Here is a 13671-nt window from a genome sequence, read left to right as displayed (position 1 = left end):
ATCGTGCGTGTCCATGACCGGCAGGCGCCCCACCTCGAGCACCACCCCCAGCAGCATCCCTTCCGCGGCCCACCGGCGCGTCAGAGCCACCGCTCTCTCCGTCGTGGCCATGACGGCCTGTGCCTCACTCGCGGCCGGCTGCGGCGTCGTCCCGGGACTGTCGGCCTCGACGGACGACTCCCTCAAGGTCATGACCTGGGCGCCGCAGGGAACCAGCGCCACCAACAAGCCCGGCATGCCCGCCATGGCCTCCGCCTACATCAAGTGGGTCAACTCCCAGGGCGGCATCCACGGCCACAAGCTCAAGCTCGTCACCTGCAACGACCACAACTCCAGCGTGGGCGCCGCGAACTGCGCCCAGCGCGCGGTCGACGAGAACGTCGTCGCCGTGGTCGGCTCCTACAGCCAGTTCGGCGACTCCTACTTCGCCCCGCTGGAGGGCGCGGCCATCCCCTACATAGGCGGCTACGGCGCGTCGAACGAGGAGTTCACCAGCCCCGTCTCCTACCCGGTCAACGGCGGCTCGCTCACCCTGCTGGCCGGGCTCGGGGAGGCCCTGGCCGACACCTGCGGCCCCGTCACCCTGGTCCGCCCGGACAGCATCGCCGGCGACCAGCTGCCCCAGCTGCTCGACTCGGGCCTGCAGGCGGCCGGCCACGCCAAGGCGATCGACCAGCTCGCGGCCGAGGACCTCACCGAGTACGACCAGCAGTCGCAGAAGGCGCTGCAGAGCGCCAGCTCGGACTCGGGGAAGACCGGCTGCGTGGTACCCGAGCTCGGCGACCACACGGCCACCTTCATGGACAGCTTCCAGCGGGCCCGCCAGGGCCGCCCGGCCGTGAAGACGGCCGCCGAGGTCGGCAGCGTCGACCAGACGGTGATCAACTCCACCGGCGGCGCGGGCGGTCCGTACGAGGGGTCGTACATCACCGGCTGGTACCCGGTGGCCTCGGACTCGCGCTGGGACGAGATGAAGAAGGTCATCAACAAGGAGGCCTTCGGCGACAACCGGATCGACCCGGCCGACGCCGGCGTGCAGACCACCTGGATCGCCTACCAGGTCCTCACCGCCGCGCTGGAGAAGATCGGCGACGGCGAGGTCAGCGCCGACAGCGTGCGGCACACCCTCAACGACGGCCTGAAGGTCTCCACCGGCGGCCTCACCCCGTCCCTGTCCTGGCCCTACCAGGGCAAGCTGGCCGCGGCCGGCTTCGCCCGGCTGGTCAACGCCGACGTGAACGTCCAGACGGTCAAGAGCGGCCTGCTGCAGTCGGCGAACAAGCAGGCCCTGGACATGACCAAGATCCTGGAGAACGCCGACCTGAGCTGACCGGCACGCGCACCCGCGCGCGCCGGCCGGCCGTGGTCACAGCTGGGTCGGCTGCCGCTGGGTCAGTCCGTACTTGCTCGCGATCGTGTTCCACAGCGCTGCCGCCTTCACCTTCTGGCTGCTGGCGGTGCCGCTCTCCCGGTTGCCGGCGGCGGTCTGACCGGTGGTGCGGGCCTGGCCCTTGCGGCAGCCGTGCTTGCCCTTCGCCTGGTCGGCCCAGGCCGCGTAGTGGTTGTCGGCGTTCGCGGAGGCCTGCCAGGCCTTGGTGAGGGAGGCGGTCAGCTCGGCGTTGTCCGGCAGCTTGTCGACGGACAGCTTCGACAGCCGGGTGACCAGGTCGGCGCGCTGCTGGGCGGCGTTGCGCAGGTCGGATGCGGAGCCGTCGAGGTTCTTGCACTGCTTGACCTGGGCGACGGCGTTGATCACCGAGGCCCGGCTGCTGCCGCTGTCGGCGAGCAGCTTGTCCAGGGCGACGGCCTGCGCCTTCGCGGGGTCGGCCGCGGCCGACGAGGAACCGTCGGAGGCCGGGGCGGACGCGGCCACCGTCTTGTCGGCGTCGCCGGAGCCCCCGCCGCCCCCGCTGAACAGGGCCCCGGCGCCGATGCCGAGCACGGCGATGCCGATCCCGACGGCCGCGATCAGCGGCACCTTCGACCTGCCGCCCCGGCCGCCGCGGCCGCCGTCGTCGTCGTGGTCGTAGGACGCCGGGGGCGGGGTGTACGCCGGCGGCTGCTGGTAGGCGCCGTTCTGGGGCTGCTGCTGGAAGCGCGGCAGCTGGGCCGTGGACGCGGCCGGGGGCTCGCCGCCGGGCGCGCTGCGGAAGAGGTTGTCGAACTCGGCGGGCGGTTGCCGGTCGGCGCCGCCGTCCTGCGGGCCGGCGGCCGGGTACGGCGCGATGTACTGCGTGGCGTCGGCGTCGGAGTGCGCCGCGGGGGCGGGCGGGCCGCCGAGGTAGGTGGTCTGCTCGTGGGACATCTCGGGCGGCAGCGCCCCGGGGCCCACCGGCGGTATGAGCTGGGTGGCCCCCTCGGAGGCCGCCGGCACCGGCGGTATGTACTGCGTGGCGCCCTCGCCCACCGGCGCGGGCGGCACTGGCGGAAGGAACTGGGTGGCGCCCTCGTCGGCGGGCGGCAGCGCACCGCCGTAGCCGCCGTGGCCCCCCTGCGGGACGGCGGGCGGCAGCGCGGCGCCCGGAGCGCCGTAGCCGTACGACTGCTCGTAGCCGCCGCCGTACGACGGGGCGGGCGCTCCCTCCGGCGGGAGCGGACCGGCGCCGGGGGCCTGGGGCTGGGGCTGGTCGGTGTGGGGCCGGGCATGCGGCTGGGCGGCCTGCGACTGGGCCGCGTGCGACTGGGCGCTCCAGGCGGCCGGGAGCTGCTCCGGAGCGGCCCACTCCTGGCCGGCCGCCTGCGGCCAGCCCTGGCCGGGCTGCTGGGGCTGCGGGCCCTGCTGGTGGCCGGGGCCCCACGGCTGGCCCCAGGACTGGCCCTCGGGCGGCGCGGCGGCCGGGGCGGGCGGCTGTGCTGCGGGGACGGGTCCGCCCGTCATACCCGGCAGCAGCGGCTCGCCACCGTCGGAGGGCAGCACGATGCCTTCGCGCGCGGGCTCGCCCTGTCCACTCTGCGTCACCGGGACTCCTACTAATGGGGGACCTTGTGAATCGGGCTCACGCTACCGGGTCACCTCAGCAGGGTGCCACGCAGCCAAGGGCGTGATCTTGTTCCCTGTGACAGCAGTAACAAAACCGCCCCGCGGTGCGCTGTACATGCCGCTTCTTGCGCGGCAAGGCGTGGTTTCCCACATGTTCACGCAACCGCGGGGCAGGAATTCATGCGGCCGCCTGCAGATCCAGACGCGCTCCGAACTCCCTGACCACGGGTTCGTCCCGGAACGGCTCCAACCGCTGCTGGAAGTCCTCCAGGTACTCGGCACCCCGGTTGGAGCGGACCGTCTCCAGCAGCTCGACCGCCTTCGTCCCGGTGGCACAGGCCTGTTCGATCTCGCGCTGCTGCACCTGCGCTGTGGCGAGGAGCACATAGCCGATCGCCCGGCGCCGCGCCCGGGTCTCCGGGTGCCCGTCCAGCGACTGCTGCGCGCACCGGGCGGCCGCCTCGGCCTGGCCCAGGTCGCGGTGGCAGTGCGCCAACTCGTCGGCCAGATAGGCCTCGTCGAAGTGCCTGATCCACGCCGGGTCGTCCCCGGACGCCGGATCGGCCGCCTCCATCGCCGACACCGCCCGCCCGGACGCCAGCTGAGCCGACCGCACATCGCCCAGCAGGGCATGGCCGCGGGCCTCGGCCGCGAAGAACATCGCCTCCGCACGGGGGGTCACGCGACCCCGCGCCCCCTCCTGCGCCGCCCGCGCCAACTGGGCGATCTCGCGCGGGTTTCCGAGTTGCGCGGCGAGGTGGCTCATGGAGGAGGCGAGCACGTAGCCGCCGTAGCCACGGTCGCCGGCCGCCTGCGCGAGGCGCAGCGACTGGATGTAGTACCGCTGGGCGAGCCCGGGTTGACCGGTGTCGACGGCCATGTACCCGGCCAGCTCGGTGAGCCGGGCGACCGCGGCGAACAACTCCCGTCCCACGGACTCCCGGTAGGACCCGGCCAGCAGCCCGGACACGACACTGTTGAGGTAGTGCACGACGACCGGGCGCACATGCCCGCTGCCGAACTGGTGGTCGAGGTCGGTGAGCGCCTGCGTCATCGCCTTCACCGCCGCGACGTCCGACTGCCCGACCCGCGGCCCCGCCTGCCGCGCCACCTGCGCGTCCGGCGCCGAGATCAGCCAGTCCCGGCTGGGCTCCACCAGCGCGGACGCGGCGACCGACGAACCGGACAGGAAGTCCCGGCGCCCCACGTCGCTGCGCCACAGCTCGCAGACCTGCTCGATGGCCCCCAGTACCGTCGGCGAGAACTGGAGACCGACGCCCGACGCGAGGTTCTTGCCGTTGGCCATGCCGATCTCGTCGATCGTGACCGTACGGCCCAGCTTGCGCCCCAGCGCCTCGGCGATGATCGCGGGCGCCCGGCCCCGCGGCTGCTGGCCGCGCAGCCAGCGCGCCACGGACGTCTTGTCGTACCGCAGGTCGAGACCGTGCTCGGCGCCGCACATGTTGACCCGGCGGGCCAGCCCGGCGTTCGAGCACCCCGCCTCCTGGATGAGCGCCTGCAACCGTTCGTTCGGCTGCCGCGCGACAAGCGGCCTTGCGGCCATGGCGTACCCCCTGCGAACTCCCTGTAGGGAAAAGATCCGGCCTTTGCGATCACTGCCCAGCGGACATACCGAAAATGCGGGACATGCGAGGATTGCCGGGTAAAGGCAGCGGAATTGCGGGGACGACCGCCACCGACCCCCCACGTGTGACTACCCGCTCACGCCCCGGTTCCTCCTGCGCGCCCCCACACATGCATCCATGCGCCCCAGTTGCGGAGAAGATGCTCCTCCCCCGCGCGCGTTACGCCCGTAACTCCAGGTGGGTGCGGGAGTTGTGTTGAGCGTGGAAGAGACGATCGTCGGCGCCGAAGCCGCTCAGATTCCGAAGCAGCGCGGGGAATCGCTGCTGGACACCGCCGTACGCTACGCCGAGGAGCGCCACTGGGACGTCTTCCCCGGCACCTGGCTGGAAGCGGTCGAGGGGGTGCAACGCTGTTCCTGTGGTGAGGTCGCGTGCGTCGCGCCCGGCGCGCACGCGGCGCGCCCGGACTGGGCGACGCAGGCCACCGGCAGTGCGACGGTGGCGCGCCGGATGTGGCAGAAGCAGCCGACGGCGTCGATCCTGCTGCCGACGGGACGTACCTTCGACGCGCTGTCCGTCCCGGAGACGGCGGGGTTTCTCGCGCTGGCGCGCATGGAGCGGATGGAGCTGACGCTGGGGCCGGTGACCCTGACGCCCGACCGCCGGATGCAGTTCTTCGTTCTTCCCGGGGCGTCGGTGAAGGTTCCGGATCTGGTCCGCAAGCTGGGCTGGTCGCCCGCGTCGCTGGACCTCACGGCGCTGGGCGAGGGTGCGTACGTGCCGGCGCCGCCGACGCGGTACGGGTCGCGGGGGGCCGTGCAGTGGGCGTGCCGGCCGACGGCTGCGAACCGGTGGCTGCCGGATGCGGAGGAGCTGATCTCGCCGTTGGCGTATGCGTGCGGGAGGGATCGGTAGGCGCCGCTCCGTCTGCCGGGTTCCTGATTCGTCGGCGGCTGCGGGTGCTTCGTGGCCGATCGCGCAGTTCCCCGCGCCCCTTACGGGGCGCTTCACAGCTGCCCAGCTGCGGGCAGGCGTGCCGCAGGGCGGCACGGGTGGGCGCTGGGGGTCCCCCCGGCCGAAGGCTGGGGGAGGCACCCTTCCGGCGCCGGTAAGCGTCCCCGCTCCTACGCCCGCCCCCACCCACCGTAGGGTTCATCCATGACCGATGCCGTACGTGTTCGTGGGCTCTGGAAACGGTTTGGGCAGCAGGTGGCCGTCGGCGGGATCGACCTGTCGTTGCCGGCCGGGAAGTTCGTCGGGCTCGTCGGACCCAACGGCGCCGGCAAGACCACCACCCTCTCGATGGTGACCGGACTGCTCCGCCCGGATCAGGGCTCCGTCGAGGTCGTCGGCCACGACGTGTGGCGGGACCCGGTGGCCGTGAAGGCCCGCATCGGCGTCCTCCCCGAAGGCCTCCGGCTCTTCGAGCGGCTCTCCGGCCGCGAACTGCTCGGCTACTCCGGCCGCCTGCGCGGCCTCCCCGGCGCCGAGGTCGACAAGCGGGCCACCCAGCTCCTCGACGTGCTCGACCTGGCCGGCGCCCAGCACAAACTCGTCGTCGACTACTCGACCGGCATGCGCAAGAAGATCGGGCTCGCCGCCGCTCTCCTCCACAACCCCGAAGTCCTCTTCCTGGACGAGCCGTTCGAGGGCGTCGACCCGGTGTCCGCGCAGACCATCCGCGGCGTCCTGGAGCGGTACACCGCCTCCGGCGCGACCGTGGTCTTCTCCTCCCACGTCATGGAGCTCGTCGAGTCGCTGTGCGACTGGGTCGCGGTGCTGGCGGCCGGCCGGATCCGCGCGACCGGGACGCTGGAAGAAGTACGCGGGGCGCATCCCCACCTCCAGGCCGCGTTCCTCGAACTCGTCGGGGCGAGCGGGCGGGACGCGGCCTCCGACCTGGACTGGCTGGGCGGCGGGGCGGCCCGATGACCGACGTGACCGCCACCGTCGTACGGCTGAAGCTGTCGCTGCTGCGCAACGGGCTGCGGCAGTCCGGCGGCCGGCGGGCCGCGTTCGTCGCGTCGGCGGTCGTCGCGCTGCTGTTCGCGGCCCTGCAACTGCTGGGCCTGGTCCTCCTGCGCGGTCACGTGCACGCGGACGCGGTGGCCGTCCTGGAGGCCGCCGTGCTGGCGCTGGGGTGGGCCTTCATGCCGCTGTTCTTCCCGGGCGGCGACGAGACCCTGGACCCGACCCGGCTGGCGATGCTCCCGCTGCGGCCCCGGCCGCTGGTACGGGCCCTGCTGGCCGCCTCGCTGGTCGGCATCGGTCCGCTGTTCAGCCTGGTGCTGCTGGTGGGCTGCGCGGTGTCGGTGGCGCACGGTGCGGCCGGCTACGGCGTCGCGGTCGTCGCCGTGGCCCTCGCCCTGCTGGTCTGCGTGGCCCTCGCGCGCGCCGTGGCCACCGCGAACGTCCGGCTGCTCAGCAGCCGCAAGGGACGTGACCTGGCCGTCCTGAGCGGCCTGGTCATCGCCGTCGGGGCGCAGCTCGTCAACTTCGGCGCGCAGAGCCTCGGTTCGGCCGGACTCGGACGGCTCGCGCCGGTGGCCGACGTGGTGCGGTGGCTGCCGCCCGCGTCGGCGATCGGCGCGGTGCACTCGGCGAGCGGGGGATCGTACGGCACGGCGGTCCTCCAACTCGCCCTGTCCCTCGCCGCGCTGGTGCTGCTCGTCGGCGCCTGGGCCCGGACGCTGACCCGGCTGATGACCTCACCCGACGGTTCCACGCTCCAGGCGCCCGACGCGGCCACCCGGAGCCGTTCACCGGAAGGCGGCGGTCTGGGGCGGCGGCTGCCCGGCGGGCGCACCGGTACGGTCATGGCGCGCAGCCTGCGTTACGTCTGGCGCGACCCCAAGACCAAGGCCGCCTGGGTGACCTCGCTGGCCATCGGCCTGATCGTGCCCGTCTTCAATGCCCTGCAGGGCACCGGGTCGATCTACTTCGCGTGCTTCGCCGCCGGGATGCTCGGCATCCAGATGTACAACCAGTTCGGGCAGGACACCTCCGCCTTCTGGATGGTGGCGACGACCATCTCGTCCCCGCGGGACGCCTACGCCGAACTGCGCGGGCGGGCGCTGGCCCTGCTGCTGATCACCCTGCCGTACGCCACGCTGGTGACCGTCCTGACCACGGCCCTGCTGGGCGACTGGCCCCGGCTGCCCGAGGTGCTCGGCCTCTCCTTCGCCCTGCTCGGCGCGATGCTGGCGACCGGCGCCTGGACCTCCGCCCGCTTCCCGTACTCCATCCCCCAGGAGGGCCACAAGAACGTCGCCCCCGGCCAGGCCGGCCTCGCCTGGATCGCGATCTTCGGCGGCATGGTCTCGGCGGCCCTGCTGTGCTCACCCGTCATCGCCCTGACGATCGCACTGAACGTCAGCGCGGGGGGCGACGAGTGGACCTGGCTGCTCCTGCCGGTGGGCGCGGCCTACGGCGCGACGATCACGTGGGCGGGACTGCGCGCGGCGGCCCCGCGCACGGCGGCCTGCTTGCCCGAGATCCTGCTCGCCGTCAGCAGGGGCTAGCTGCAGCGCCGCGCCCTCTTGGGGCGCTGGGGGTACCCCCAGCCGAAGGCTGGGGGGAGGAACTGCGCGAGCAACCACCACGCACCCGCACCCGCACCCGCACCCGCACCCGCACCAGCCGAACCTCCCGCGCTCCCTCCCCCAGAGGCGCCCTTCACTCCCCCACCCGATCAAGAAACGGCTCAACAGCCGCCCGCCAAGCCTCCGGCCGGTCATAAGGCAACAGATGCCCGGCGTCCGCCACCTCGGCGTACTCCCCTCTTGGCAGCACCCGGACCATCTCCTGCGCCTCCGCCCGCCCCAGCTCGCCGTCCACCCCGCGCACGACCAGCGTGGGGCACGGCACCTGGGCCAGCTCCTCCCAGTGCGCGTCGTACACCCAGGTCTCCCGGGACCTCAGCATCCGGTCGGGATCGAACACGGGCCGCCAGCCGTCGGCGCACTCGTGCATCACCTCGGCGTAGAACTCCCCGCGCGCGGGGTTCGGCCGCTCCACCCAGGGATCGTCCTCGCCGAACCACTTGCGTACGTCGGCGAGCGTGGCGAAGGGAACGGGCCACGACCTGAACCAGTCGGCCCACTCGCGCTGCGAGGCCGCGCCGAGCGCGGAGGCCCGCATGTCGCAGATGATCAGGCCCCGCACCAGTTCGGGGCGCTTCGCGGCGAGCTGCCAGGCGGTCAGCGCGCCCATGGCGTGGCCGATGAGCACGGCCGGGGCGAGGTCCAGCTGCTCGACGGCGGCCGCGGCGTCCTCGACGTACGCCTCGCGGGTGTAGGCGGCCTGCGGGGGCTTGTCGCTCTGGCCGTGGCCGCGCTGGTCCAGGGCGACGGCACGGTGGCGGTCGGCGAGCCAGCGGGCGGCGGACGCCCAGTGCGAGGCGCGGCCCATCAGGCCGTGCAGTAACAGCACACCGGGAGACGACTGGGCCGGATCCTCCGCCTTGGGCGGGTCCGCGAACTCCCAGGCGGCGAGGTGTACGCCGCCGGCTCCTGTCACGTCGATGCGCCGTGCCATGGGCCTGGCACCCCCCTAGCTCCGCGTGCCTAGTGTCGCCTCGTATCGCTTCGTGGTGCTCCGGTACCGCTGCAGACTATCGAACTCCTATTCGAAAATCGGGTTCCTGCGGTCAACACCCCTCATTCGAGTGACCCCTGCCCAGGCATGATCGGCGCCGGCGGGGGGATTTGTTCTGCGGGGGGCGGACCGCTCGGGGAAAACGGTCCGAGGGGATGACCCTGAGAGCTCGGGGCTCCGGGTCAGCACTGGGGAGGACAGGCCCCGGTACCGAAAGGTACCGGGGCCAATCCCACGTCTTCGGCACATCCTCCCCGCCCCCCTCAGGTCATATGCCTCTCGCGACAGCCTTGCACGCGAAACGTTCCGGCGCTGCGATTCGGCACACTGAATCTTGGATTCGACGCGTTCGACACACCGGGGCGGGACACCGACGGCAAGGACCAACTCCCGTGCAGGAAACGGAAGTTGAATGATCATCCGACTACGACGGCGCTCCGGCTTCGACCGTGCTCCGGCTTCGACGGCGCTCCGGTTCCGGCGCTCAGCGCTTGGCGACGAACACGTGGGAGGCGACGTCCGCCTCCAGCTCGGCCGCCTCGCCGCCACTGCCCACCAGCACCCCGCCGGCCGCCTCCGTCACGCTCACCACCGAACCGGGCTGCACACCCGCCCGCCGCAGCGTGTACATCAGCTGCGCGTCGGTCTGGATCGGCTCGCCGATCCGGCGCACCACCACCGTCTTGCCGTCCGCGCCCGGGTCCAGGTCGGCCAGCGACACCATGCTCTCGTCCAGGAACGGGTCCGCGCCGTCCTTCTCGCCCAGCTCCTCCAGGCCCGGGATCGGGTTGCCGTACGGCGACTCGGTCGGGTGCCGCAGCAGCTCCAGGACGCGCCGCTCCACGGCCTCGCTCATCACGTGCTCCCAGCGACACGCCTCGGCGTGCACCTGCTCCCACTCCAGGCCGATCACGTCGACCAGCAGGCACTCGGCGAGCCGGTGCTTGCGCATCACACGCGTCGCCAGCCTGCGCCCCTCGTCGGTCAGCTCCAGGTGCCGGTCGGTGGCGACGGACACCAGACCGTCCCGCTCCATCCGCGCCACCGTCTGGCTCACCGTCGGCCCGCTCTGGTCGAGCCGCTCCGCGATGCGGGCGCGCATGGGGACGACGCCTTCCTCTTCGAGCTCGAGGATGGTGCGGAGATACATCTCCGTGGTGTCGATCAGTCCGGACATTCGTGCCCCTCGATTACCTCTGCCGGAAGCCCCGGCGGCGTGCGCTGGCCCTGCAACCAATTCTGCCGGATCCCACTGACAAGCGGGGGACACCGGAGGAACGGGGGCGCGGGCCGTCCTTCACCCGCCGGCCGGCGGGGCTGGTCGCGCAGTTCCTCCCCCAGCCTTCGGCCGGGGGTACCCCCAGCGCCCCTGAGGGGCGCTGTCCCGGCCGTTTCCTTCAGCCGCGGGCAGCCGCACGGAACCACCGGCCGTATTGACACCACACTGGTCCAGACCTGAGGGTGATCCGCGACACAGAGACACAGACGCTGACGCTGCGAAGGGGCACCGCATGAGCGACGGCACGCCCGCCGACCTGTTCTTCGACGCCGCCATCGGCCTCCTGCAACGGGTCCGCGACGAGGAGGCCGAGGCCATCGCCGCGGCCGGCACCCTCCTCGCCGACACCGTCACCTCCGGCGGCCGCCTCTTCGCCTTCGGCGCCGGGCACTCCTCCCTCGCCGCCCAGGACGTCGTCTACCGCGCCGGCGGCCTCGCCCTCATGAACCTCCTCGCCGCCCCCGGCCTCGTCGGCGTCGACGTGATGCCCGCCACCCTCGGCTCCCGCCTCGAACGCGTCGACGGACTCGCCACCGCCGTCCTCGACACCTCACCCCTGCGCGCCGGCGACACCCTCGTGATCATCTCCCTGTCCGGCCGCAACGCCCTGCCCGTCGAGATGGCCATCAGCGCCCGCGACCGCGGCGCCAAGGTCATCGGCGTCACATCGGTCGCGTACGCCGGCGAGACCACCTCCCGGCACGCCTCCGGCACCTACCTCAAGGACCACTGCGACATCGTCCTCGACTCGAAGATCGCCGTCGGCGACGCCGAGCTCACCCTCGACACCATCCCGGCCCCCTTCGCACCCGCCTCCACGGTCGTCACCAGCGCCCTGCTCCAGGCGGTCCTGGCCACCACCGCCGCCACCCTCGCCGACCGCGGCACCGAACCCCCGCTGCTGCGCTCCGGCAACGTCGACGGCGGCCACGAATGGAACGCCCGCGTGTTCGAGGAGTACCGCGACCGGATCTTCTACCAGCAATGAAGCCGCCGGCCGCTACTGCTGCCGGTCCTTCACGAGGTGGGCGAGATCCAGCGCGGTAGCGATGCGTACCCCCACGTCCTCGGCGTACGTCGCGTCCGCCCGCTCGAAACGGCTGCGGCCCGCCCCGCGCAGGAACGTCACCACACCCAGCGTCCGCCCCCGGCTGCGCAGCACCGCGCACAACGCGTGCACCGCGTCCCCGGGCCACTGCCGCTCCAGCGCCCAGGCCCGCGCCCGGTCCAGCGGCACCGAACCGGCATCCGCCCGCACACTCCCGGCCCGCGCCACGCACTGCAACGCCGGATGCCCCTCCTCGTAGCGCACCGGCAGCCCCGCCGCGCCCGTCAGCATGCTCGGCCCCGGTGCCCCCGACGGCGTGGCCGCGATCCGCACCAGCCGCACCGGCCCCACCTCACCGTCGGCCCGGGAACCGCCCACCACCCGGTCGATCACCGCATGGTCGGCGAACCCGGCCAGCGCGAAGTCCAGATGGACGGTGGCCGCCTCCGCCGGGTCCTCGCACTCCGCGGCCGCACGGGCCGCACGATGCAGCTGGTTGGCCCGGAAGCGCAGCATCGCCGCCTCCTGCTCGGCGTGCTTGGCCTCCGTGACGTCCTGGAACAGCCAGCCGACCCCGAGCGGCACCGGCTCCTCCGCAAGCGGCGACGCCAGCCGCAGGAACCCCGACCGCCAGCAGCGCCGCTGCTCCCCCTCCGGCGTCCGCACGCTCAGCCACATCTCGGCCGGCGCGGGCGGCGCCCCCTCGGCCAGCACATGCGTCAGCGCGCTCTCCAGGTCCTCGACACCCAGCGCCAGCAACTCCCCCAGCGGCCGCCCGAGCGCCGACGTACGCCCGGTACCGAGCGCCCGCGCGGCATACGCGTTGACCACGGCGGGCCGCAGATCCGCGTCCACGACGACCACACCCCAGGCCGCGTCCTCGAACAGCGCCTCGCTCAGCGCGATCGACCGCTCCAGGTCGATCTGCGCGTGCACCTCGCTGAACGCGCAGTACACCCCCGCCGGCTTCCCGTCCGGCCCGCGCACGGCCGCCGACTGCGTCCGTACGAGCACCCGTCCGCCGTCCTTCGTGAGCAGCGCGAACTCGTGCACCTGACGCCCCGGGGCATGCATGGCCGACAGCAGCCGCCCCTCCACCTCGTCGGCGTCCGCCTCCCGCACCGCCCACCCGGCGAACCCGTGCCGGCCCACCGCCTCGGCCGCCGTCCACCCCAGAATCCGCTCGGCCTCGCGGTTCCAGTGCGTGACGAAACCGTCCGCGTCGAAGGCACACAGTGCCGCGTCCATGCCGTCGAGCAGCGCCGCGAGCAGGTCGGAACCACCCGAGTCCTCCGGAACATCCCGCTCCGACTCCGGCTCGGGCTCGTCGGGCCCCAACTCGTCCGTGGCCCCACTACGCCGGGAAGCACTCACCTGGACCCCCATCAGGCTCACTCACTGCCCTTCATTCAACTCGAACGTGACGCAGCCCACACCGTGTTCCCGCAAGATTGAAGGAATCGTTGCAACCCAGCGCCCGCCGCCCCCTCACAGCGCGAGCCGCAGATCCACCCACTCGTCCCCCTCCCCGTCGAGCACATACCGCTCCACCTCGGCAAACCCGTACCGCCGCGCGAACCGCAACCCGTCCTCGTTGACGCCCAGCACACACGTCTCGACGACCTCGGCCCCCTGCACACGCGCGTACCCGAGCGCATGCTCGTACAAGGCCGCCCCGAACCCCCGCCGCCGAAACTCCGGCAACACCCGCGCGATCACCGTCACCACCCCACCGACGACAGGCCGCACGGTCGAACACCCCACCAGCACCTCCCCGTCGTACGCGTTCTCCAGCCGATACCCACGCGCAAGCCGCTCCCGCGCCTCCCCGACCGACATCGCAGCAGGCGGCACCACGACGTTGTGCACATACCGCCACTCCTCCAGCGCCTCGTCCCCGCCCACAAGCCCGACCCGGAACCCGCTCACGGCCTCACCTTCCGCTTCTTCCGACCACGACACTGCGCGGGGGACGCTAGGGGGTACCGCCGTGGCACGTCACCTTCGAATAAATCCCTTGAGCACCTTCGGCCGGCTTCGTAGGGTGTGGGGTACACGAGAAGGGAGGTGGTTCGGCAGATGTATGACAACCGGACGCGTGAGGTGGCTGCGGGCTAGCGGCCCGTCACCACACCGAGTGCGGTGCCGGACCAGCATGTGACCGATGCATGCAGCCGGCCCA

Annotated in this window: 11 protein-coding genes; 5 read left to right on the top strand and 6 right to left on the bottom strand. The window is 72.7% G+C overall.

Translation table 11 applies throughout. The features are described from left to right. The first annotated feature begins 13 nt into the window (after positions 1–13). Entirely contained in the window at positions 14–1330 is a 1317-nt protein-coding gene (locus tag ACZ4UV_RS34450; protein WP_451022436.1) for an ABC transporter substrate-binding protein, read from the top strand. Positions 1331–1366: 36 nt separating this feature from the next. Here the strand turns inward: ACZ4UV_RS34450 and ACZ4UV_RS34445 are convergent, their stop codons facing one another. Together ACZ4UV_RS34445 and ACZ4UV_RS34440 are read right to left on the bottom strand one after the other, a co-directional pair. Continuing rightward, positions 1367–2959 (bottom strand): hypothetical protein, encoded by a 1593-nt coding sequence (locus tag ACZ4UV_RS34445; RefSeq protein ID WP_467843303.1) that lies wholly within the window; start codon positions 2957–2959, stop codon positions 1367–1369. A 199-nt stretch (positions 2960–3158) separates the two neighbouring features. Then, positions 3159–4544, bottom strand: a complete 1386-nt coding sequence (locus ACZ4UV_RS34440; protein ID WP_351484207.1) for a transcriptional regulator — start codon at positions 4542–4544, stop codon at positions 3159–3161. Positions 4545–4818: 274 nt separating this feature from the next. Here ACZ4UV_RS34440 and ACZ4UV_RS34435 point away from each other — a divergent pair, with 274 nt between their 5' ends. From ACZ4UV_RS34435 to ACZ4UV_RS34425, 3 genes are all read left to right on the top strand, one after another. Beyond that, positions 4819–5481 carry a bifunctional DNA primase/polymerase gene (locus ACZ4UV_RS34435; RefSeq protein ID WP_390041980.1) on the top strand — a complete coding sequence of 221 codons (663 nt, stop codon included), beginning with the start codon at positions 4819–4821 and terminating at the stop codon, positions 5479–5481. A 243-nt stretch (positions 5482–5724) separates the two neighbouring features. Beyond that, positions 5725–6498 carry an ABC transporter ATP-binding protein gene (locus ACZ4UV_RS34430; protein ID WP_451023247.1) on the top strand — a complete coding sequence of 258 codons (774 nt, stop codon included), beginning with the start codon at positions 5725–5727 and terminating at the stop codon, positions 6496–6498. After that, positions 6495–8087, top strand: coding sequence for a transporter (locus ACZ4UV_RS34425; RefSeq protein WP_467843299.1), 1593 nt, complete (start codon positions 6495–6497; stop codon positions 8085–8087). Before ACZ4UV_RS34430 ends, ACZ4UV_RS34425 begins: the two co-directional genes overlap by 4 nt. 154 nt (positions 8088–8241) lie before the next feature. On the opposite strand, the gene ACZ4UV_RS34420 is transcribed toward ACZ4UV_RS34425, so the two are convergent. Both ACZ4UV_RS34420 and ACZ4UV_RS34415 read right to left on the bottom strand, forming a co-directional pair. Beyond that, positions 8242–9102: an alpha/beta fold hydrolase gene (locus ACZ4UV_RS34420; protein WP_451023291.1), complete on the bottom strand. Its 861-nt coding sequence runs from the start codon at positions 9100–9102 to the stop codon at positions 8242–8244. Between the two features lie 544 nt (positions 9103–9646). Continuing rightward, positions 9647–10339 carry a metal-dependent transcriptional regulator gene (locus ACZ4UV_RS34415; protein WP_093501586.1) on the bottom strand — a complete coding sequence of 231 codons (693 nt, stop codon included), beginning with the start codon at positions 10337–10339 and terminating at the stop codon, positions 9647–9649. Between the two features lie 334 nt (positions 10340–10673). Here ACZ4UV_RS34415 and ACZ4UV_RS34410 point away from each other — a divergent pair, with 334 nt between their 5' ends. Further along, the gene (locus tag ACZ4UV_RS34410; protein WP_467843295.1) at positions 10674–11429 is read left to right on the top strand and encodes an SIS domain-containing protein; all 756 of its coding nucleotides are present in this window, start codon (positions 10674–10676) and stop codon (positions 11427–11429) included. A gap of 12 nt (positions 11430–11441) precedes the next feature. Here ACZ4UV_RS34410 and ACZ4UV_RS34405 read toward each other — a convergent pair whose 3' ends face one another. Together ACZ4UV_RS34405 and ACZ4UV_RS34400 are read right to left on the bottom strand one after the other, a co-directional pair. Then, positions 11442–12863 carry a PAS domain-containing protein gene (locus ACZ4UV_RS34405; RefSeq protein WP_390041988.1) on the bottom strand — a complete coding sequence of 474 codons (1422 nt, stop codon included), beginning with the start codon at positions 12861–12863 and terminating at the stop codon, positions 11442–11444. A 114-nt stretch (positions 12864–12977) separates the two neighbouring features. Next, positions 12978–13418 (bottom strand): GNAT family N-acetyltransferase, encoded by a 441-nt coding sequence (locus ACZ4UV_RS34400; RefSeq protein ID WP_451023193.1) that lies wholly within the window; start codon positions 13416–13418, stop codon positions 12978–12980. Positions 13419–13671: the final 253 nt, after the last annotated feature.

It is taken from the genome of Streptomyces sp. NPDC028289, from assembly GCF_055565975.1.
Note: the sequence above shows the minus strand (reverse complement) of the source record. Positions and strands in the feature narration are given on the sequence as shown.

Bases quoted from the DNA above. Each gene is read 5' to 3' on its own strand.
- ACZ4UV_RS34410 (WP_467843295.1), top strand. From the start codon at position 10,674: ATGAGCGACGGCACGCCCGCCGACCTGTTCTTCGACGCCGCCATCGGC.
- ACZ4UV_RS34415 (WP_093501586.1), bottom strand. From the start codon at position 10,339: ATGTCCGGACTGATCGACACCACGGAGATGTATCTCCGCACCATCCTC.
- ACZ4UV_RS34425 (WP_467843299.1), top strand. From the start codon at position 6,495: ATGACCGACGTGACCGCCACCGTCGTACGGCTGAAGCTGTCGCTGCTG.
- ACZ4UV_RS34440 (WP_351484207.1), bottom strand. From the start codon at position 4,544: ATGGCCGCAAGGCCGCTTGTCGCGCGGCAGCCGAACGAACGGTTGCAG.
- ACZ4UV_RS34450 (WP_451022436.1), top strand. From the start codon at position 14: ATGACCGGCAGGCGCCCCACCTCGAGCACCACCCCCAGCAGCATCCCT.
- ACZ4UV_RS34430 (WP_451023247.1), top strand. From the start codon at position 5,725: ATGACCGATGCCGTACGTGTTCGTGGGCTCTGGAAACGGTTTGGGCAG.
- ACZ4UV_RS34420 (WP_451023291.1), bottom strand. From the start codon at position 9,102: ATGGCACGGCGCATCGACGTGACAGGAGCCGGCGGCGTACACCTCGCC.